Raw genomic sequence first — 22444 nt, forward strand, 5'->3', positions numbered from 1 at the left:
AAGCAAAATTACCTACATTAGCTGTAGATCATGCTTATCCATTAATCTGTAAAAAGTTGCACGAGAAATATCTAAATAACTTGCCGCTAATTCAACTTGCCCATCAGCAATTAATATCGCCTGTTGAAGCGCTTGTTTTTCAGCATTATCTTTTAGGGTCTTTAACGAAAGCGCAATATGACGTTTTTTCTCAATACTGGCTAACTCTAGATTTTGTGCACTAATTTGTTGTGCATCGCTGAGCACAACTGCACGCCTAACACGATTAATTAATTCTCGAACGTTACCAGGCCATGGGTAATTGAGCAGAGCATGGCAAGCTGACTGAGATAACGGTTTAATCGCAAGCCCATATTCATCAGAATAAATACGAATAAATCGATTAGCCAGTCCAATAATGTCATCTCGTCTATCTTTAAGCCTTGGGGTTTCTATAGTAATGCCGTTCAAGCGGTAATATAAATCTAACCTAAATTGCCCTTGGTCGATGGCATTTTCTAAATTAACATGTGTCGCCGCAATAATGCGTACATTCGCAGTTTGCGGCACGCCACCGCCAACGGAATCATACAAACCTTCTTGTAAAAAACGCAGCAAATTAACCTGAAGCTCAGCAGGCAAATCCCCTATTTCATCTAAAAATAATGTGCCGCCATCTGCTAGCGCAATTTTACCTTTTCGAGCACTAACAGCCCCAGTAAACGCGCCTTTTTCGTGACCAAACAATTCCGACTGTATTAACCCTGCAGCCATGGCACCGCAGTTAACTGTCACAAAAGGACCGTCTTTTCTCGAAGAGAATTGGTGCAATTTGGTTGCAACTAATTCTTTACCAGTTCCAGATTCCCCGCGAATTAATACAGGAATATCGGTTGGTGCGACACGCTCCACTTGTCGAAATAATTGCTGCATAACATCCGATTGCGTCACAGGTTTATCTGTATCATGCTCGGGTTGCTCCCCGAAAGGTGCTTGGTGCTGCTGTTTTAATTTAGATAGACCAATACCATGGCCTAGGCATTTTTCTAGTCTTTCAGGATCAATAGGGCTAGTACAGAAATCCCAAGCATATTGAGCAATAAAGGTGGTTATTTCGGAGATTTCAAGCTGTGATTTGTCAATCAGCACAATGATGTGAATACCTGGATCTAGATCTTTGACAAGGTAGTTGATTTTATTGACGATATTGTTTTTTCGAAGATCAATCAGACAAAGGGCACAATCAGGAGGAATTGTATTTTTATTATATGAATCAATATCAATATAGTGCAGTTGATAGTGTAATCGTGAAAGTACATCATTGAGCTCATTACACTGAAATCCTGCTATGAGTAACGGTTCCATGTTTATATCCTTTCAATACCATGGCACAAAAGTGGCAAGCACAATGCTAGCCTGTGCATATTATTTGAAGATATAGCCAGAAAAGCTGAATCACTATACAAAATAAAGCATTGTATTTATTAACTTATTAATTATTCGACCTACTATATAAAGTATGTCATTACTTATATTAGGTATTTCATTTACGGTATTAACATATTGAGTGTTTTTGTCACCTAAGTACGGTTTGCTTCCCAAATTAGCCGTCTCGATGATCTACTTTAAGTGCATTTAATCTTAGCTACATCTTACTGTAAGGACCTAGTATGGTCTAAAAATAGCAATAATATAGAAAGAATGGGCTCATAAAACAAACTCAACTGTAAAGTTTATCTACCAAACACCATACTAGGCCCTAATTAAGTACATTAGTCTTATCTCGATATTAATTCACCAAAGCAACTGTGTTATAACTATGGCAAAGACTGATTGTGATGCTATTTGATATTGATAACTCATAGTTGATATGTTCAATTACTGATACACGCGTTGTTTAACACAATGGACATTTAAGCCCCCAAAAGGAATCGTCATGATTATTCGCAGCCCTTTTTTATTATTAAGTTCATTAGCATTGTTTGCCTTATCAAATACCTCTTTTGCAGGGCAACTCCCCAAAAACATAGAAGAAATGCGCGTATCAAAAGCTGGGCAAACCATGCCGCAAGTGGTTAATCGCTACCAAGCAATTAACGAAACGCTCGAAATAAAATTGCAGCAAGCAACTGACGAATTATCTGTCACAGAAATGGCCGCACAGCAAGGTCATCGTTTATGGCAGCAAGCTGTTCGTGATGTACAATCAGGCCATGATGACGACCGCTCTTTGTACTGGAGTCGTTTAGGTATGCGCAATACCCTTAAGCAAGAGCGTGCAGGCTTTAACATCGCCGACTGGCAGCGTGAAATTCTCGTCAAAGCGGTTGAAAAATCATCTCGAGGTTTTAGCGATATTGAATTTGATCCCAATACTCACATTCACATTTTAGTGACGGGATTCGATCCTTTTTTTCTCGATCGTAACATAGGCCAAAGCAATCCATCTGGGCTAGCAGCATTAGCGTTAGACGGTTACCGTTTTAATGTAAACGGTAAAATAGCTCAAATAGAAACGGTAATGATCCCAGTCAGATTCAGCGATTTTGACAACGGCATTATTGAATCATTATTAACGCCGTTTTACCGAAACAATAGTTTAGACATGTTATTTACCATCAGTATGGGCAGAGAAAATTTTGACATTGAGCGCTTTCCTGGCCGTAACCGAAGCGCTGACGCACCAGATAATTTAAATGTATTAACAGGTGCAAGCCAGCGCAATCCTAAAGCGCCCTTATTTAATGGCGGAACATCAAGTGATGGTAAACTCAATGGCCCTGAATTTGTTGAATTTTCATTACCTGTTGAGTTAATGCAAGCTGTAAAAGGGCGCTGGATTGTAAACGACAACCATCAAGTTAGAACCCTTTCTCGTAAACAATTTAATGCAACTTCATTAGCAGAGTTACAAAATGAGATTTCAGTCGAAGGCTCTGGTGGTGGCTACTTATCTAATGAAATATCCTATCGCAGTATTTTAATGCGCGATCAATTTAACCTGACCCTTCCTATTGGTCACATTCATACTCCACGAGTAAAAGGGTATGACGCTCAAGTTGAATCAGATATTGTTGAACAAATTAAAGCCATGATTGCCGCTGCAGCGACAAGCTTGTAATGGCATAATCTCAATTGCTAACCTAGCGCTTGAGTAGCAAACGCTACTCAAGCCAAGAATGAAGCCATGCTAAAGAATCTATTTAATTTTACATCACCCAAACAAGCTGCGCTGGGCAGACCGAAAGCAATCGCTAAAGTGGCATTAACATCCTGCCAGGCTAAATCAGCTTTGCAACAGCAAATACTCGACAAAATCGAAAGTGATTATCAACATGCTGAGCATCATTTTAATCGCCAGTTTCCACGCCCTGTAGTGCAATTTAGTTTACGCGGAAAAAGTGCCGGCACCGCCCATTTACAAACCAACCGCTTACGCTTTAACCCAGTATTATTAGCCGAAAATCCAAACGTTTTTTTAACCGAAGTCGTGCCGCACGAAATAAGCCACTTACTGTGTTACCAGCTGTTTGGCCGAGTAAAACCCCATGGCAAAGAATGGCAAAGCATTATGGTATCTACTTTTAACGTGGTCCCCAAAACCACCCATCAACTTAATATTCAATCGGTAAGCGGGCAACAATTTGACTATTTTTGTGGCTGTGGCAACACCACACTTTCTATTAGACGCCATAATCGAGTGGTGCGTGGTCAAACTCAATATCGTTGTCGCCGCTGCCAACAAACCCTTCAATCAGCACAAAAAAATTAGCATCATTAACGCGTAACATTTTATCAATTGCGTCATCGCACCCTATGGCTTACCATCAGCGCAAAATGACGGATTAACTCCGCAATAAGGGCCTGTTTCTGTTTCTAATGTAATTAGAAAACACGACTGTCCTGTCGATTTTTAGTTAACTTTTAGGGTTTATTTTGCGCATATCTAATTATCACTCCTGGTTTTTTGGGGTGTCGCTTTTGTGCGGCATTTTTTTAACGACCGTTCAGGCAGCAGAGCATCCGGGCAGCTTTAGTCAAGCCAAAACCATAGCCAAAAAAATTTACCAGCAACAATTACCACTCAATACCTTTTATTGCGGCTGCGATATTGCAATCAGTGGCAAGCTTTGGCAAGCAGACCACCAAAGCTGTGGGTACAAAGTACGTAAACAGTTAATACGCGCCAACAGAATTGAGTGGGAGCATGTGGTTCCAGCATGGGAGTTTGGCCACCAGCTGCAATGCTGGCAAAACGGCGGACGTAAAAATTGCGGTAAAAACAACGACAAATTTAAAAAAATGGAAGCCGACTTACATAATCTCGTACCAGCCATTGGTGAGGTAAACGGCGACCGCAGTAATTATCGCTTTAGCGACTGGAATGGAAAAGCGGATCAATATGGTCAATGTGAAATGATTGTCGACTTTAAAGGCCGTAAAGTTCAACCCCCTAAGCAGGCTCGCGGGCAAATTGCCCGCACTTATCTTTACATGCAACAAACTTATGGTTTGCAAATCAGTAACAGCCAGCAAAAATTATTCTTAGCATGGGACAAACTGCAGCCCGTTTCCGCAACAGAATGCAAACGTGATAGCTTAATCGCTGCCAGCCAAGGTAATCATAATGATTTTGTATTCAAACAATGCCAAAATAACGGCTTAATACATTAATTCACTATCTAGCACGTATCTGAGCCATTAATTAAATAAGGTCTACACTGATGAGAGTACCCCGCATTTACCAGCCCATTGAAAACTTACAACAAGGGCAAACAGTGCAATTAGACGATGACGGTGTCGCGCATATTGGCCGAGTATTGCGTATGGGCAATGGCGACCATATCAGCTTATTTAATGGCAACGGCAATGATTATTTAGCTGAAATTATCGATGCTGGTAAGAAATCCATCACTGTCACGGTCTTAAACTGTGAAGCAAACATCAGCGAATCACCACTCGATTTACATTTAGGCCAGGTCATTTCTCGTGGCGATCGTATGGAGTTTACGGTACAAAAGTCAGTTGAGCTTGGTGTCACTACCATAACCCCATTATTTTCAGATCGCTGCGGTGTTAAATTAAGTGGTGATCGTTTAGATAAAAAGCTTCAGCAATGGCAAAAAATTGTGATTAGCGCATGTGAACAGTCAGGCCGCAGTGTCGTGCCCATAGTGCGCCCAGCGATGAGCCTGGCTCAGTGGTGTGAAGAACCCACAACCGCAATAAAATTGAATTTACACCCGCGCGCATCGCACGGTATAAATGGCTTAACATTAACTGCCGACAATAACAAAGTCAGGCTGTTAATCGGCCCTGAAGGCGGCTTGTCAGACGAAGAAATTGCCATGACAGAAACACAACACTTCACTGACATACTACTTGGCCCAAGAGTGCTACGTACCGAAACTGCATCGCTGACCGCCATAACCGCACTACAAGTTAAATTTGGCGATATTGGCTAATACAAACCAATATTATCTTCCCCATATTGTAAGGAAATCTCCATGATTAAGCTCGGCATTGTAATGGACCCAATCAGCGACATTAACATCAAAAAAGACTCAAGTTTTGCGATGCTATTAGCCGCACAGTCACGTGGTTATCAATTGTTTTATATGGAAATGCACGATTTGGCTATGGTTAATGGCAAAGCCATGGCAAACATGCGTCCATTAACAGTTAAACAAGATGCAAATGACTGGTTCACCTTAGGGGAAGCGAAAGACACACCATTAGCCGACCTTGATGTTGTGCTAATGCGAAAAGACCCACCATTTGATACCGAATTTATCTACGCCACTTATATGTTAGAGCGCGCCGAAGAAGAAGGCGTGCTAATTGTTAATAAGCCACAAAGCTTACGTGATGCCAACGAAAAGCTGTTCACGGCATGGTTTTCAGAGTTTACGCCTGAAACCATTGTCACCCGCGATGCCAAACGTATTCGTGCGTTTCATCAATTCAAGCAAGACATCATCCTTAAGCCCTTAGACGGCATGGGTGGCACTTCTATTTTCCGTGTGAAAAAAGACGATCCAAACGTAGGCGTGATTATTGAAACCTTAACCAGCTATGGGCAGCAATATGCTATGGCGCAAGCCTTTATCCCTGAAATCACTCAAGGCGATAAACGTATTTTAGTGGTTGATGGCGAACCCGTGCCGTTCGCGTTAGCTCGTATTCCGATGAAAGGCGAAACCCGAGGAAACTTGGCCGCCGGCGGAAGTGGTGTGGCTCAACCATTATCTGAAAGTGACTGGAAAATTGCTCGCGCAATAGGGCCAGAGCTTAAAAAACGTGGACTGATTTTTGTTGGCTTAGATGTTATCGGTGACAAACTCACTGAGATTAACGTAACCAGCCCAACCTGTATCAAAGAAATTGAAGCCGCCTTTGATGTCAACATTACTGGCATGTTAATGGATGCGATTGAAGCGCGTGTAAACCAGTAACCACATAGGATATCCCATGGACTTTATCGCTACGTTTAAGCACTCAGTAATCTGTTTAATGTTAATACCATGCCTTTGTGGGGCAAACGCCTTCGCAAATGATGTCATGATAAGCCCTGACGTTACTGGAGCCTCCAACACCAACGTGCCATCGGTTGGCCCATCAAGACCCAAAAACATCATCATTATGATAGGTGATGGTATGGGCCCAGCCTACACCACTGCTTATCGATATTATAAAGACAACCCAGAGACAGAAGAGATAGAGCAAACCGTTTTTGATCGCCTACTCGTAGGTATGTCCAGCACTTATCCTGCCTCTGTGAGCGGTTATGTGACCGATTCAGCAGCATCAGCAACGGCATTAGCAACAGGCTTTAAAAGCTATAATGGTGCAATTAGTGTCGACATTGAAAAACGTCCATTGCCCACACTGATGGAAAAGGCAAAATCATTAGGTTTAGCTACAGGTATTGCGGTAACCTCGCAAGTTAACCACGCAACGCCAGCTGCTTTTCTTGTTCACAATGAAAGCCGTAATAACTACATCGACATTGCCCAAGCCTATATCGATACTGACGCCGATGTCATTTTAGGTGGTGGCCAGCAATATTTTCCCGCATCGTTGCTGACACAATTTACCGAAAAAGGCTACCAGCACATCACAGAGTTTACGCAACTCGATAGTATCACCACCCCCAAAGTATTAGGTTTATTCGCTGACGTACAATTACCCTGGGCAATCAACGATAATCGAAGTCATAAGCTCAGTAAAATGACTCAAAAAGCCATCGACTTACTGTCACAAAATCAGCAGGGCTTTGTGCTATTAGTTGAGGGGAGCTTAATCGATTGGGCCGGTCACAGTAATGACATCGCCACAGCCATGGGTGAAATGGACGAGTTTGCAGCAGCCATTGAAGTTGTAGAACAATTTGTACGCCAAAGCAAAGACACGTTAGTGGTCATTACAGCCGACCATAACACCGGTGGCTTATCGGTTGGCGCAAATGACAAATATGAATGGAAACCCGAGGTGCTCAGTCGAGTTAAGGCCAGTCCAGACGAGATTGCAAACCAAGCTATAGCTAACGAGCAGTGGCAAACAGTTGTCACTGAGCTAATTGGTTTTACCCCAAGCGACACTGAATTAACCGCGTTAGACAATGCGCGTCTTCAAGGTAATGAAGCATTAACTATCGCATTACGAAAAATAATTGACGTTCACTCAAACACAGGCTGGACAAGCGGCGGGCATACAGCCGTTGACGTACAAGTGTTTTCAGCAGGTCCAGGAGCAAGACTTTTTGGTGGTCATCAAGACAATACAGACATTGCCAATAAAGTCTTTAGCTTATTGCCAGAATCTGCCGTAAAACAATAACCGCTCGACACAGCCTTTTGCAGACCAAAGGGCTGTTAACATTTTATCTTTATCATGAGTAACTCAAGTGCTAACAAATCCGTCTCAAGCATTAATTCGAAACAGCGAACTATTTCAGCAACATAAAGTATTAATACTCAATTATGAGGCTGATACCTTTGCTAGCCAATGCTTGGACTGGGCCAGCCATGTCAAAGCACTAGCATTCGACTTTAATCACCATCAAACACTGTCACCTTATGCCAATGACAAACTTGATTGTTATTTCGGCCATCAATTGCCTGATACACTCGCAGCAGAAAAATTTGATAGTGTGATTATCTATTTCCCTAAAGCTAAACCACTAATGGGCTACCTACTGCAATTAGCTGCTCAACACTTAGGCATAAATGGATTACTTGTTATAGTCGGAGAAAACAAAGGTGGTATTAAATCTATTACAAAGTTAACACCTAGCTATTACTCAACGCCCATTAAACAAGATAATGCACGCCACTGTTTGCTATACACATGTTACTTAACCCACATCGCACCAGCATTATTACTCAGTGATTGGGTAAGCCAATATGCATTAGAAACGCCACAGGGACAGCTACAAATTTGTAATCTGGTTGGTGTGTTTAGTGAAAAACGCCTTGATCAAGGCACCGAACTCCTGCTTTCGCATTTGCCTGAAAACCTTCAAGGGAGAGTACTTGACTTTGGCTGTGGTGCAGGTGTGATCAGCGCAGCACTATTAAAAGCAAATCCTACGTTAAACATGGAGTGCATAGACATAAATGCAATGGCACTAGCCTCGTGTCAACTCACTCTTGCTGCTAATAATATGCAAGCGAAAGTTTATCCATCTGATGGCTTTAAGCAAATCAGCGGGCAGTTCAATGGGATCATCTCAAATCCGCCCTTTCATGATGGGTTAACCAGCACCACAGACATAGCCACACAATTTGTTAAACACAGCGCAGACAGTTTAGCCACAGGGGGGATTTGGCAAATTGTTGCAAACAGACACTTACCCTACTCAGATACCATTGCCGCCCATTTTGGTAATGTGAATGTCACAGCGGAAAATAATAAATATAAGCTCTATTTTCATCAGCATTAATGCTGGGGTTTAGCTGGAAATGGACTTCAATATCAGCTAAATTGACTTAAAGGCAAAATGACTCACATTTTATTACCATTTTGACTGCTATTCTTATGCCTTGGTGTGGATAAAAAGAAAAATAATAAACAAAGGACGTTATGTTAGATCCCTCAGTAATCGCGCTAAGCGCAGACAAATCAAAAGCAGAACTTCGCCTAGTTCCAAATACTCACGGCCCTATAGCAACGGAAGACATTGACGGCTTACTCAAACAAGCCAATTTTGCCATGCTACACCCCATTGAATCAGCCATTAATAAAGCCGTTTCAGAAGTCAATGCACTGTGCGGACAAAAGCCTGGGGATCATGAGTTATTTTTTGCTATTGCCGAGCGCAAAGACGGTTCGGTAAGCATCACAGTCAGTGACGATAAAATGCAAGCCAGCATGAAGATCACCTCTGCATGGGGAGGCAAAGACATGGCGCTTGCCGATATCCTCAATACTCTTAAAAGCAAAAAAATTAAAATGGGCTTAAGCAAGCCTAAAATAATGGCATTAATGCAACGCCTATCGATTTTACCACCAGGAGAAAGCTGCGAAGGAGTCATCGCTTGCGGCAAGCCTGCCGTTAATGGTGAAAACGCCATCATCACTCGTAAAGTCGCCTTAGCCCGCGAGCGCTTACTGCAACCACAAGAGCGCGAAGATGGCTCTGTTGATATGCGAAATTTAGGCGCATTAATCACAGTGAAACCCAATGACGTTTTAATGGTTAAAACAATGGCAACCATTGGTACACCTGGTTTTAATGTTCACGGCGACGTTTTGCATCAAATCCCTGGTAAAGACAAGCCAATGGAGCCAGGAAAAGGCACCAGTTTACACCCCAAAGATCCCAATAAGCTTATTGCAACCTTGTCTGGCCAACCCGTTGAAAACCGCAAAGGCATGCAAGTCGACGATATACTGCAAATCAAAGATGTTGATGTTCGCTATGGTCATGTCAACTTTAAAGGCAGTATTCTCATTACCGGTGACGTACACGAAGGCATGGAAGTCAAAGCCACCGGAGATGTAACCGTAATGGGGTTTGTCGAGTCGGCAAGTATAGAAGCACAGGGTGATGTGATTGTTAGCAAAGGCGTTATTGGGCGCTTAATAAAAGATCAAGAACTCAGCACCCATATCAAAGCTAGCGGCCAAATTTGCGCCCAATTTGTACAATACTCACGTCTCGAGGCCCAAGGTAGTATTTTGGTAACCAAACAACTACTTCACAGCCATACCACCTCAGGTGACACCATTACAGTTAGTGATACCCAATCAAGACGAGGAGACTTAGTCGGAGGCATAGCCACTGCAGAAAAAGGCATTCGAGCCATTGCTTTTGGCGCAACAGCAAGTACCAAAACAGAGTTGTACTGCGCAATGCATCAAACTGAACTAAAACAACAACTAAAAGAGCTAGATAGCAGTATAAAAGAGATGGTGGTTGCAGGGTTAGAACTGGAAGCCCGATTGCGAAAATTGCCCCCAAAAACAGAATGGCAAAATGATGCCGGTATGATTGAACAAGTCAAAATGATGCTCGACCAAAAAAACAAAATGGCGGCTGAACGAGTTAAAGAAGAAATTGAATATACACAACAACAAAATGAAGTTGATGGTTATTTTGATAATTACTTCATCAAGGCTGAAAAGCACATTTTTACCAATGTTGAAATTCACATAGGTAACGCATTTAATCGCACCCAACGCGAACATGGTCCATGTGTTGTCAAAAATGTAAATCAAGAGTTGTCATTTGATTATAGCAGTCGATAACCAACACCCAGCACAGGCACACTATGCAACAAATACATTGGCCAGCCATTTTACAGTTTGATCAAGATGATGAGCTAATGTATTTGGCCAACCAGCAGGATTGGCTGAGTTTTATTTGCGCAAACCAATACAATGTTTGTTTTCAAGACAAACTTATCGACAGCAGTGGCTCAATATTTCTCATCAACAAGCCACTTAACAGCAAGGCTTGCGCCGAACAAAATGTGGCACAATTACCTAACCTTGTTAAGCAGGCTCAACCAATAAGCTTATTACAAATGTTGTCTATAGTGCGACATTACGGCCAATTTCAAGGGCATTGTTGCAGCGCTAAAATCATGTTTACTTCTATTGAGCAAGGTATCAACACTGTCGCTGAATTAGAACAGCTTTATTAGTCAATAAAACCGCCTCCCCCATTGAGCATCAAACAACGCTCTGGCAAAATGCCCGCATACTCACCGTCTATAAGCTCTGAGAATTCTTAATGGAATTACTTAATATTGAATGCCTTGGTAAACGTTTACGTCTAGAAGGTTCTATTGCAGGTTGGCAGCAATTGTACTGGGATAACCAATTGGTATCACAAAAATCGGCAAGTGCAAGCGATCAAGCCTTTCATATACACTCTTTTGAACTCACCCAACAATTTACGCCACCACAAACCGAAGGTGTACCTGAAGAGACGGTGGGGATGACCTCTCACACAAAAGCGATCCCCGTTCGTTTAGAAATAGATGTTAACTGGCAACCTTTTCAATTGGATTATTGTTTACTTGTCGATGAAGAGCAAATTACACAAGGCCATCGCACAGTTAGGGATATCGAAAATCAAACCCCTGAAATTCCTGTCGCCAAAGCACAAAAACTCAGTATTGTCGGTTTGGCCTCTTTAGGGTTTAAGCTACTCAAAAGCGCCAAAGTGATTAAAGTGTTATTTGCTGGCGCCAGTGTCGCAGCTTATTCATGGCTATTTTCGTTAGAGTTTGCCTTAGCACTTATCGGCTGTTTAGTGTTTCACGAATACGGCCATATTCGTGCCATGAAACATTTTGGCATGAAAACCAAAGGCATTTATCTTATCCCATTTGTAGGTGGATTGGCCTTGAGCGATGAGCGAATTAATACTCGCTGGCAAGATGTCTATATTTCAATTATGGGGCCGACTTTTGGGCTTATATTGTCCATTATTAGCCTAGGGCTTTACTGGATCACAGGTAATATCTTTTTTGCAGGATTGGCCAGCTTTAACGCCCTACTCAACCTATTTAATTTACTACCCATTTTACCGCTCGACGGTGGTCATATTTTAAAAAGCATCAGCTTTTCAATGAATAGCTTAGTTGGCCTTATTGCCTGTATTTTAGGGGCTGCTGCAGGTGTGTTTATTAGCTACAGTTTAGGCCTTGCACTGTTAGGTTTTTTACTGCTGATTGGTAGTGTAGAAATTGTCTTTGAATGGCGAGGCCGCCATCAAAGCCATCTACTGCCACTTGACCGCTACGGACAGATATTCTCAACCGTATGGTATCTACTCACAGTTGCAGGCCTAGTGGGGATTATTTGGTACTTTGCCAGCTCAGGGGACGACATGCTTGCCATTCCACTGCAAATTTTAGGCAGTTAGTCAGTAATATAAAAAACACCTGCAAAATGCAGGTGTTTTTATTATTGTCGTTTACAGCGTAAACACATTGGTCATCACTTTATAAAGCTCAGTACCTTGATGCACCGATGCCGAAGCAAAATGCAAAATAGGCACGCAATCTACTGGCAAACAGACCTTTTCAAGAGCCTGATCACTGCCATATAAGTCCATCCGTAAAATATTCACTAATGGTAGGCCTGCCTTAAGAGGTTGCCCAACTGCTGCGCAATATTCAATTAACCCAGCTTTTGGAGCATGGAACTTTTTATAATCTTTTAAGTAACAGCCAAAGCGAGCCATATCTGCTGGCTCAACTTTTTCGCGAATAACGCCACGATAGCTTAAATAGACCAAAATGCCTTTTGCATCGACTAATGCATCCGCTAAATCAATGCGCTCTTGGCTCGCAAGCTCTAGCGTAAAGGCTGACACAGGCACAGTAAACTCACGGCCATGCTTTGCCGCAACATCCGTTAGTCGCCACCAGGGACAAAACGCTGCTTCATCCATCGCCCCACCAAAACTATTAGGGATAACCAAGGTGTAAGGAATGGAGAAAAAACGAGCAGCATCAATATCATACTCAGGGCAATATAAATGCTTACAGGATTTAGGTCCGGTATGTAAATCCAGCACAATATCAGCCTGATGGGCCATTGATTGCAAGCTTACGGCTAGTCGGTGACCTGTTGTCACCCCAAATGCTTGATTAAGCCTTGCCTGACACGACTCGACCAACGTCGCTCGATATGCCTTAAACAACGCATCATTCGCTAAATGTTGATGTTCGGTATACCAAGTGGTTAAGTCAATATTGTGATCAAAATACTCTCGGTTCCAATTCACACCTGTAATAGGATCAAAACGCCCTAATGTAAACTCACCACTTTTTTGATTAATGCCTAGCGGATTAGCCAAAGGTGCAAGGCGAATATCACCCAATACCTCATAGCCCTCAAGCAAGGTCATCAGCTGATACATCACCGCGTTACCCTGCACTTCAGCACCGTGCACATTGGCTTGAATATACACGCTAGGTGCCGACATATCTGCACCTTTAAACTCATAAAGCGGTATGGTAAGAGCTTGCCCAGTGGCAAGCTCCCCAACACAAATACTCGATGGTATCGCCTTACTCATGGCTTACGACTCAAACAAATTTTGGTGTAATGCATTAACCACTTGCGCCGCTTCAGACTCAGACACCAACACACATAAATTGTGTGGGCTAGCACCCTGGCAAATCATTCGTACGTTGTGGTTTTCAAGCACTTGAAACACACGACTACAAATACCAGCGGTAGAGGCAATACGATTACCTATAATGGCAATAAGCGCTAAGTTATCTTCAACACGCACACGACAATGTTGAGACAGCTCTTGCAGTAATGACTCACTCAATAAGCCTTGACCACTTGAATCTGAACCGGTTTTATCCAAGGTCAACGATACGTTAACTTCTGATGTAGTGATTAAATCAACTGATATTTTATGGCGAGCAAGTGTTGCAAAGGTTTCAGCTAAAAAGCCTTGAGCGTGTAACATTTGTAAGCTGTGAAGGTTAAGCAATGTTTGATCTCGGCGTAATGCCACTGCACGATACACTGGCGTATCCTCAACCTGATGGCGGATCCAAGTCCCTCCCATTTCGGGCGCTTTACTTGAGCCCACAAACACCTGAATTTTTTGCCTAACAGCAGGCAAAATAGTTGCTGGATGTAACACTTTCGCGCCAAACGTTGCCATTTCTGCTGCTTCATTAAAACTAATCTCAGCAATTGGGCGTGCGTTGGGTGCCAATCTTGGATCTGTGGTATAAATACCTGCAACATCGGTCCAAATCTCAACCGCAGATGCATGTAACGCTTCGGCAAGTAACGCTGCAGAATAGTCACTACCACCACGGCCTAAGGTTGTTGTGCGACCATCTTGATCTGCACCAATAAAACCTTGAGTAACAATAATATATTTAGCTAACAGCGGCTTTAAAAAATCACCCGACAATGAAGCTATGGCTTCTATATGTGGCTCAGCTCGGCCGAAGTGACTGTCAGTACGAAGAACCTGGCGCACATCAAAATGATCTGACGCTGAGCCTTTTTCACGGATCACCGCAGAGAATAAAATCGACGAGCATTGCTCACCTGTAGACAATAATTCATCCATTATTGCCTTACTACGGTCAAGCTCTAACGATTCGCTTAACACCGACATGCGACTGAGAATTTTATCAATACTTGCCGCCACATCTTGTGGACGCCCTAACTCATCTAAAATGGCGTATTGAATTTTCGCAATTTGCTTTAACAGCGCTAAACGACGCTCGTCATTCACATTCGCTTGGGTTAACTCAACCAGTAAATTGGTCACGCCACTTGACGCACTAACCACAACTAAACGAGTTGCAGGGTTGGCTAAAACAATATCAGCACAACGGCTCATTGAGCCGTAGTCAGCAACCGACGTGCCCCCAAACTTGGCAACAACCAATTGTGCTTGTACGTCTTGAGAAATTAGACTCATACAGATGCCTCCGCAGTTTGCGAAAGACAATAAAATAAGATGTGATTTACTAACATGATATACGCTCCGAACACACTACGTTCGAAGAGCCTGGTGCTAAGATAACGCACCCTTAAAGAAGGGAAACAGCAATCATCACCAGAAGCTCTCCACCAAAAAAACAGGTGACAATCGTTAGGATTCAGCCTAAACGACCGATATCAATGTGTGCCACACAATTTGATACCTCGGCGCTAATCTCCATCATAAGTTGTCATTGGACTGGCATCCTCAAACTTACTACCTAGTTAACGCTCCTCTTCTGTGCCTCCCGAAGGAGGGACCTGAAAAATAGCAACAAATGCACTCACAAGTCAATCAACAATTGTAGTAAAAATACACAAATTTAATTTTATTCATCTTTGAGCAGTGCTAATCCCCCACAATGAATAACAGTGGAGGTGTTAATTTGGAATTATTTATTGTTCGAAATACTGAAGAATTACGGTTTAAAGATAACGGGAAGTAAAAAAACAATACAATCTATTAAAATTGTATCCAAAAAGGATCCAATAACCAAAACAGTGACAAGATTGGTTAGGCTCTAAATGAACACACTAAATGTGAGCACCAATGTCGGGTAACTCATTAACCAAACGTAAACGATGATTGAATACGCCCAATTCAACCTCAGGCATCTTCGAGTCATTACAAGCAACAAGGGATAAAAGCCCCTGTTCGACATAATAAATTGCGTGTTGGTTAAATGCTTTACCTAACTCAAGCGCTTGTTCTTTATCAATAAAAACAGCCCAGCTTTTTTCCATATGCGATAAATCAGGAGCAGCACCAATCAGCGCTCGGTATGGGCTATTAAATTGTTGGATTTTAGATTGGAGTTGGCGATCTAATAAGCGATTTTGACTGGGGGTGAGCAACAAACCGCTTGGATTATAAGCAGTAACAATAGCGAATGGGAAATCATCTGAGAGGCGTTGAGTAAACAAAAAATGAGTGGTTTGATACTCGTGCCACAGTGTATCTATAACATTTTCCATAATATTAATTCGTCAATTAAGCCAAAAACAGTGTAGCAGAGCCTTGTGAATTCTTAAAGGTTTGAGATATCAGTCACAAGTATAATATTTTAATTAAAAATAAAATCAAACAGTTAAGAAAAGACCAAACTTTTCATCTGTTTTTTATATTAATTATTTAACATTTAATTTGTTAACAAATACCTAAAACGAGTACAATAATCATTACTTACTATTAAAGCGCCGTGACTTCACCCATAACATCAAGCCATTAGATGCACCATGGGACAGCGTTTAAAACGAATTCATTGGTTATTAGTCACATTTTTGTGTGCTTAGTTTACACCTGAACGTTTTATGTTCTACATTTGATAACACAATCAAGATAAACCGTAATACGAGTAAATAAGTTTGCAACAAATGGAACTATCTTTGTAAATCGTATTCATAGTAGTAAGCCAATTAGGCAATTTTTTTACTCATGAGGCAGGAGTTCATTACAACGCCTGATGAGCTTAGATATACGCAAGACAACTCAGTAACCATAAACTAGCGTTACATTATACGAGTTCATAAGAGTGTTTTATTCAGGGCAGACATAGATAAACACCATAAAAAATACTGGAGTATCGGCGTTAATTAAGAACGCGATTACAACTTGACTAGCCTGTCGCTAGAGTCGAATTTTTATTAAATTAGGTATATATCATGCAAAACCCGCACATTCTGATTGTTGAAGACGAAGCAGTAACCCGTAATACATTGCGCAGTATTTTTGAAGCTGAAGGTTATGTAGTAACTGAAGCAAATGACGGCGCAGAAATGCATAAAGCCATGCAAGATAACAAAATTAACCTAGTGGTTATGGACATTAACTTACCTGGTAAAAACGGTTTGTTACTCGCTCGCGAATTACGTGAAATTAATAATATCGGTCTTATTTTCTTAACGGGTCGTGATAACGAAGTTGATAAAATTCTTGGCCTTGAAATCGGCGCAGACGACTATATCACTAAGCCATTCAATCCTCGTGAGTTAACCATCCGCGCACGTAACCTATTAACGCGTGTTAACAGTGCAGCTGCAGAAACCGAAGAAAAAGGTTCTGTTGAGCATTACCGTTTTAATGGCTGGAGTTTAGAGATTAACAGCCGTTCTTTGGTTAATCCAAAAGGTGAGTCTTATAAGCTACCACGCAGTGAATTCCGTGCGATGCTTCATTTTGTTGAAAACCCAGGTAAGATTTTAACCCGTGCAGATTTATTATTAAAAATGACTGGCCGTGAGTTAAAGCCGCATGACCGTACTGTTGACGTCACAATTCGTCGAATCCGTAAGCATTTTGAAAGCTTAGCTGATACGCCAGAAATCATCGCCACTATCCACGGTGAAGGCTATCGTTTTTGTGGTGACTTAGAAGACTAATCTTGTAATTACCCAATAAAAAAACCAGGTAGTTAACCTGGTTTTTTTATGCCCGCTTTTCACGATTAGTTTATGATTATTTCAATTGCTGGTCTAAAAATGCCGCCAACGATTTATATAAATGATTACGCACTTTCTCACCGCGCATGGAATGCTTAGACCCAGGATAATCCATCATCTGGAATAATTTCCCCTCATCTTGCAATGCTTTATAAACGCGTGTGCTGTTTTCAAACAACACGTTATCATCTGCCATGCCATGGTACATCAGCAAACCTGACTGATAATTTTTTACGTAAGGTAAAATACTGCTGGCATCGTAACCTTGTTTATTGGTTTCAGGATTACCCATATAACGCTCGGTATAATGAGTGTCATATAAACGCCAGTCGGTAACCGGTGCCCCCGAAATGGCTGCTTTAAAATAATCTGGCGCCTTAAATTGGCTCATTAATGCCATGTAGCCGCCGTAGCTATGACCATAAATCGCCACGTTTTCGCCATCAATAAAGGGCAAACTACGCAAATAATCTACGCCCACTTTTTGATCGTTTACCTCGGCATCTCCCATATTTTGATAAATCACATATTCAAACGCAGTGCCACGGTGGGCCGAGCCACGATTATCTAATTGAAATACTGCATAGCCTTGTTGCAACAAATACTGAGTAAAATAGTCTGCTTCGCTCCAGCTGTTAACCACTAACTGGGCGTGCGGACCGCCATAAACACGCACCACCACTGGGTACTTTTTATTGGCATCAAACGGCACAGGTTTAAATAAACGGTACATTAATGGCTGACCATCTTCTGCTTTTAATTGACCAAATTCAGGCATTTGCCATAAACCAGCCACATCATAAAGAGGATGTGTCTCATTGATTTCGTTTTGCTCAACCCAGGCTAATAATTTACCAGAGTCATTGTGTAAACTGATCTGTGGCGGTTGTTGCAGGCTATTAAAATAGTCTAAATATACCGGGCTTTTGTCAGCAAAAACCGCGTCATGCATACCAGCGCTTTGACTAATACGTTCAATTGACTCTACGCCTATATTCATATTAACGCGGTACAAATGGCGCTCTACCACACTGTCTTTACGGCCACTAAAATACACCCAACCGCTGGCTTCATCGACAAACTCAAGCGCATCAACTGCCCAATCTCCTTGGGTTAATTGTTTAAGCTGTTTACCCTGTAGGTCAAACAAATACAGATGGTTAAACCCATCACGCTCTGAACCCCAAATAAATGCTGACTGCTGCTTTAAAAAATGCAGGTCATTATTAAGGTTTACCCACGCTTTACTGCGCTCTTCAATCACTGTGTTAGCTTGCTCTGGTTGACTAAGTGCAGCAATGCGCAAGTCTACTGCTTGTTGGTTTCGGCTTTGCCATTGAAAAGACACATGTTTGCTGCCTGGTAGCCAATCAACACGCGGTAAATACATGTCTTTTTGTTTACCTAAATCAATCCAATTAATGCTTTTATCTTGCAAACTCACCACACCAAGGGCAATTTCAACGTTCGCTTTACCTGCATAAGGATAGCGTTGTTCGGTAAGCTTAATACCGTCGGCGTAAATCTCATTACGGGTGACTAACTCAACACCTGATTCATCAATACGAGTAAAAGCAATTGCTGACTCATCCGGCGCCCACCAATAACCGGTCATGCGATCCATTTCTTCCTGGGCAACAAACTCCGCCATGGCATTCTTAATAGGGCCTTTCCCATCTGTAGTTAATGCGATCACTTTTTGGGTATCGAGTGCTAACACATAAAGATTTTGATCGCGCACAAACGACACATAGCGGCCTTTAGGCGACAAACGCGCATCGGTGGCAAAGCCTTCGCCAGTGTTAAGCTCTGTGACTTTATTGCTAGCCACATCATATAAATACAATTGCCCTGCAGCAGGAATTAAAATACTTTGGCTGTTTTCAGACCAAAAGTATTCCATGATCCCTTCGCCATAAATTCGCTGGCGTTCACGGCGAGCTTTTTCTTCATCAGACAGCTCACCACTGGCTAGCAGATCTGCATTTATCAAGATGCTGCGCTCACCCGTGGCGATATTCATTTGCCACAAATCATAAAAATGTTGGTTTTCGGCACGGCTTGATAGGTAAGTGACGCGCTTTCCATCTGGAGACAAGGCCAGACCGCGTGGGCTTGAACCTGCTAATGCAGGAGATGCATGAATACGTTCTATCGTCAGTGGCGTTTTATTGCCGTTTATTGCACTTAACGGCGCGGTAGTTAATGAAGTCATGGTATTGCCTTGTGCGGCTTGAGAAATCTGGCTAGTAAAGAGAAACGGTACGGCAGTCATTGCCACTAAAGCATGCTGCTTCCATGTTGTTGTCATTATTATTAATCCTATGGGCAAACAATCAGTCAACATTTTGCCTGAATTTACGACAAAACCAAAACCTTGGATAACAATCGCTGAAATTAGCATCATTGTGGGGTATGATTTGCAGATAACTGATAAAAATGAACAACATCGACCTTAACTTCGCAAAACTTCATAGGAAAAATCATGCAGACCTTGGCCCAAACCCTTAGCGCTCAAGCAGTCAATGCGTCATTAACGCAATTACTAGTCACCTTAGCAGAAACCTCAATCGCCATTAGCGGTGCTGTTCGTCACGGCGCGTTGGCAGGAGTATTAGGCGCAACAGAGCAAGAAAACGTTCAAGGTGAAACCCAGAAAAAACTGGATGTGATCACAAACGACATGCTTAAAGATGCTTTAAAGGCTGATAGTACAGTGCGCGGCATCGCTTCTGAAGAAGAAGATTACGTTGTAGAGGCCAATGCTCAAGGTGAGTACTTAGTCAGTTTTGATCCTTTAGATGGCTCATCTAATATCGATATTAATTCACTCGTTGGCACGATTTTCTCGGTATTACCGGCACCTGCTGGTGAGTTTAACGAGCAAAGCTTTTTACAAGCTGGGCGCAAGCAAGTTGCAGCAGGTTACGTGCTTTATGGCCCATCAACTATGATGGCGCTAACCACTGGCAAAGGTACACAGTTTTATACCTTGGATCCAGACAGCCAAACTTTTCTATTGACCAACGACAATGTGCAAATCACGCCAGATACGGCTGAGTTTGCAATTAACATGTCTAACCAGCGCTTTTGGGAAGCGCCAATGCAAACCTACATTGCCGACTTGCTACTGGGTAAAATTGGCCCTCGCGAGCAGTCTTTTAACATGCGTTGGATTGCCGCTATGGTGGGTGATGTACATCGCGTATTGTGCCGCGGCGGTATTTTTACCTACCCAACAGACAATAAAAACCCGGCCAAACCATTCAAATTACGCCTAATGTACGAAGCCAACCCAATGGCGTTACTTGTGGAGCAAGCTGGCGGTAAAGCCTCAACAGGTTACGAAACCATTTTGGATATTCAACCGACTGAAATCCACCAACGTGTTGCCGTTATTTTAGGTAGCGCGAATGAAGTCGATACATGTTTAAGTTATCACGGTATTGATTACAGTGAAGAACCATCGATTGACTAAACTGTTTGTAACAAAAAGCCGCTCAATAAACCATTGAGCGGCTTTTATATGGTGCAAAAAAGTCACTTATTCTTTTGCTGCCACTAAGCTCTCTTCTGTCACTTGGTGCTTTTTCTCGGTCTGGTCAACAATAGTCAGTACCGCGGTGTCACCTACTACGTTACAAGATGTCAGTACCATATCAATAATACGGTCAAGTGCTGCAACAATCACAAACGCTTCTACCGGCAAGCCCATTTGATAAATCAATACCCCAATCATTACCATGCCACCACCAGGTACACCACCAGCACCAACAGAGAGCAAAAACACGCTGAATAAGAGTGACGGAATTTGATCATTGCTAATCGGCATACCAAACGCATTGGCCACAAAGAAAATAGCGATGGTGATGTAAATCGACACGCCACCCATGTTCATCGTAGCCCCTAGTGGCACGCCAAAACCGGCAACCGCCTGGCTTACGCCCAGTTTGTCGGTTAAGGTGCGCATGGTCACAGGGATAGTGGCATTAGAGCTAGCCGTTGAAAGCGAGAACAATATCTGTTCTTGAATTTTATCACGAAACGTTTTAGCCGAAACGGGGGTAAATAGACTGACAGCGATAGGATAAACAATAAAAATCCAAATCAATAATAAGGCTAAAATCAGCACTAAATATTCAACCACACTGACAAAGATTTCAGGTTCTAAGGTGGCGCCTAATTTAAACATTAGGGCGAATACACCGTATGGCGCAAGGCTCATGACCACTGAAATTAAGCGCATCATAATTTTATTGGCAGTTTGAAAGCCTTTCACTGCACCTTCAACCGATGAGCCCATTGATTTAATGACACCACCCATCAACAGTGCCATAAAAATCACTTGTAACATGTTGCCAGAGGTAAACGCAGAAAATGGATTATTAGGTACAATGCTCACAATAAGTGACATTAAATCTGGTAATTCGGTTGCAGTAATATCAACAGAATCACTGCTCGACATGTCAACGCCTTTACCAGGTTCAAAGATCATTGCCACAGCAAATGCGGCAACAATAGCAACCACAGTGTTGATAATATAAAAACCAAAGGTTTTGCCCCCTAAACGGCCAAAACTTTTTAAATCTTGTAACTCACACACGCCGCACACAATGCTCACAAACACTAAAGGCACGACTAACATCATGATCATATTCACGAACATGGTGCCTATACCGCTTGCAAAAGTAACTAGGGTTCCGCCGAAGAAGGCGTTGTCGGCCAGTGCAAACTGTACAATACTGCCTAGTAGCACACCCAAAAATAGACCGATAAAAATCCGGGCCGAAAGTGATTTTGTCATCTGTTATTTCCCATTCGAAATGGCAACTTATGTTGCTGCTTATTGTTATGCCAATCCTGGCGATTATTCTTTTCGATCGATGAAATACTGAGACATAGCGCAATATATTTCAATCGCCTTATCAACAAAAGTGATTACTTTATCAGCGCTTAGTAAACAAAAATCACAAAAGTATGTAATAACAAGGTATTACAAAAGCGATTATGGGCTATTTATTGAATTGCCACATGGCATTCA

18 protein-coding genes and 1 riboswitch are annotated in these 22444 nt (G+C 42.2%); of the genes, 12 read left to right on the forward strand and 6 right to left on the reverse strand.

The window, feature by feature from the left end; genetic code table 11:
• Positions 1-12 precede the first annotated feature (12 nt).
• Positions 13-1344: a sigma-54 dependent transcriptional regulator gene (locus tag IEW93_RS06890; protein WP_188738302.1), complete on the reverse strand. Its 1332-nt coding sequence runs from the start codon at positions 1342-1344 to the stop codon at positions 13-15.
• Between the two features lie 571 nt (positions 1345-1915).
• Between IEW93_RS06890 and IEW93_RS06895 the strand changes: the two genes are divergently transcribed.
• The 10 genes from IEW93_RS06895 to IEW93_RS06940 all read left to right on the forward strand — a co-directional run bounded on the left by IEW93_RS06895 (position 1916) and on the right by IEW93_RS06940 (position 12358).
• Positions 1916-3100 carry a PA0049 C-terminal domain-containing protein gene (locus IEW93_RS06895; RefSeq protein ID WP_188738304.1) on the forward strand — a complete coding sequence of 395 codons (1185 nt, stop codon included), beginning with the start codon at positions 1916-1918 and terminating at the stop codon, positions 3098-3100.
• A gap of 66 nt (positions 3101-3166) precedes the next feature.
• Positions 3167-3751 (forward strand): SprT family zinc-dependent metalloprotease, encoded by a 585-nt coding sequence (locus tag IEW93_RS06900; protein ID WP_188738306.1) that lies wholly within the window; start codon positions 3167-3169, stop codon positions 3749-3751.
• Between the two features lie 200 nt (positions 3752-3951).
• Entirely contained in the window at positions 3952-4653 is a 702-nt protein-coding gene (locus IEW93_RS06905; protein ID WP_188738408.1) for an endonuclease, read from the forward strand.
• 50 nt (positions 4654-4703) lie between these two features.
• Entirely contained in the window at positions 4704-5444 is a 741-nt protein-coding gene (rsmE, locus tag IEW93_RS06910) for a 16S rRNA (uracil(1498)-N(3))-methyltransferase (RefSeq protein ID WP_188738308.1), read from the forward strand.
• Between the two features lie 42 nt (positions 5445-5486).
• Positions 5487-6434: a glutathione synthase gene (gene gshB, locus IEW93_RS06915; RefSeq protein WP_188738310.1), complete on the forward strand. Its 948-nt coding sequence runs from the start codon at positions 5487-5489 to the stop codon at positions 6432-6434.
• Positions 6435-6540: 106 nt separating this feature from the next.
• Positions 6541-7818 (forward strand): alkaline phosphatase, encoded by a 1278-nt coding sequence (locus IEW93_RS06920; RefSeq protein ID WP_223420127.1) that lies wholly within the window; start codon positions 6541-6543, stop codon positions 7816-7818.
• Positions 7819-7885: 67 nt separating this feature from the next.
• Entirely contained in the window at positions 7886-8923 is a 1038-nt protein-coding gene (locus IEW93_RS06925; protein ID WP_188738313.1) for a methyltransferase, read from the forward strand.
• Between the two features lie 140 nt (positions 8924-9063).
• The gene (locus tag IEW93_RS06930; protein ID WP_188738315.1) at positions 9064-10731 is read left to right on the forward strand and encodes a flagellar assembly protein A; all 1668 of its coding nucleotides are present in this window, start codon (positions 9064-9066) and stop codon (positions 10729-10731) included.
• A gap of 23 nt (positions 10732-10754) precedes the next feature.
• A complete protein-coding gene (locus IEW93_RS06935; RefSeq protein ID WP_188738317.1) occupies positions 10755-11129 on the forward strand; it encodes a DUF4144 family protein in 375 nt (124 codons plus the stop codon).
• 89 nt (positions 11130-11218) lie between these two features.
• Positions 11219-12358 carry a site-2 protease family protein gene (locus tag IEW93_RS06940; protein ID WP_188738319.1) on the forward strand — a complete coding sequence of 380 codons (1140 nt, stop codon included), beginning with the start codon at positions 11219-11221 and terminating at the stop codon, positions 12356-12358.
• 51 nt (positions 12359-12409) lie between these two features.
• Here IEW93_RS06940 and IEW93_RS06945 read toward each other — a convergent pair whose 3' ends face one another.
• From IEW93_RS06945 to IEW93_RS06955, 3 genes are all read right to left on the reverse strand, one after another.
• Positions 12410-13519, reverse strand: coding sequence for a succinylglutamate desuccinylase/aspartoacylase family protein (locus tag IEW93_RS06945; protein WP_188738321.1), 1110 nt, complete (start codon positions 13517-13519; stop codon positions 12410-12412).
• A 3-nt stretch (positions 13520-13522) separates the two neighbouring features.
• Positions 13523-14902 carry a lysine-sensitive aspartokinase 3 gene (gene lysC / locus IEW93_RS06950; protein WP_188738323.1) on the reverse strand — a complete coding sequence of 460 codons (1380 nt, stop codon included), beginning with the start codon at positions 14900-14902 and terminating at the stop codon, positions 13523-13525.
• 134 nt (positions 14903-15036) lie between these two features.
• A riboswitch (Lysine riboswitch) is annotated at positions 15037-15211 on the reverse strand.
• A gap of 287 nt (positions 15212-15498) precedes the next feature.
• Positions 15499-15939: a DUF3293 domain-containing protein gene (locus IEW93_RS06955; RefSeq protein ID WP_188738325.1), complete on the reverse strand. Its 441-nt coding sequence runs from the start codon at positions 15937-15939 to the stop codon at positions 15499-15501.
• A 687-nt stretch (positions 15940-16626) separates the two neighbouring features.
• Between IEW93_RS06955 and arcA the strand changes: the two genes are divergently transcribed.
• Positions 16627-17343: a two-component system response regulator ArcA gene (gene arcA / locus IEW93_RS06960; protein ID WP_188738328.1), complete on the forward strand. Its 717-nt coding sequence runs from the start codon at positions 16627-16629 to the stop codon at positions 17341-17343.
• 76 nt (positions 17344-17419) lie between these two features.
• Here the strand turns inward: arcA and IEW93_RS06965 are convergent, their stop codons facing one another.
• Complete coding sequence (locus tag IEW93_RS06965; protein WP_188738330.1) at positions 17420-19714, reverse strand: S9 family peptidase; 2295 nt, start codon at positions 19712-19714, stop codon at positions 17420-17422.
• Between the two features lie 174 nt (positions 19715-19888).
• On the opposite strand from IEW93_RS06965, the gene IEW93_RS06970 reads away from it, so the two are divergent.
• A complete protein-coding gene (locus tag IEW93_RS06970; RefSeq protein WP_188738332.1) occupies positions 19889-20881 on the forward strand; it encodes a class 1 fructose-bisphosphatase in 993 nt (330 codons plus the stop codon).
• 66 nt (positions 20882-20947) lie between these two features.
• Here IEW93_RS06970 and IEW93_RS06975 read toward each other — a convergent pair whose 3' ends face one another.
• Positions 20948-22207, reverse strand: coding sequence for a dicarboxylate/amino acid:cation symporter (locus tag IEW93_RS06975; RefSeq protein WP_188738335.1), 1260 nt, complete (start codon positions 22205-22207; stop codon positions 20948-20950).
• Positions 22208-22444: the final 237 nt, after the last annotated feature.

Source organism: Shewanella inventionis, from assembly GCF_014641855.1.
Classification (GTDB): Bacteria; Pseudomonadota; Gammaproteobacteria; order Enterobacterales; family Shewanellaceae; genus Shewanella; species Shewanella inventionis.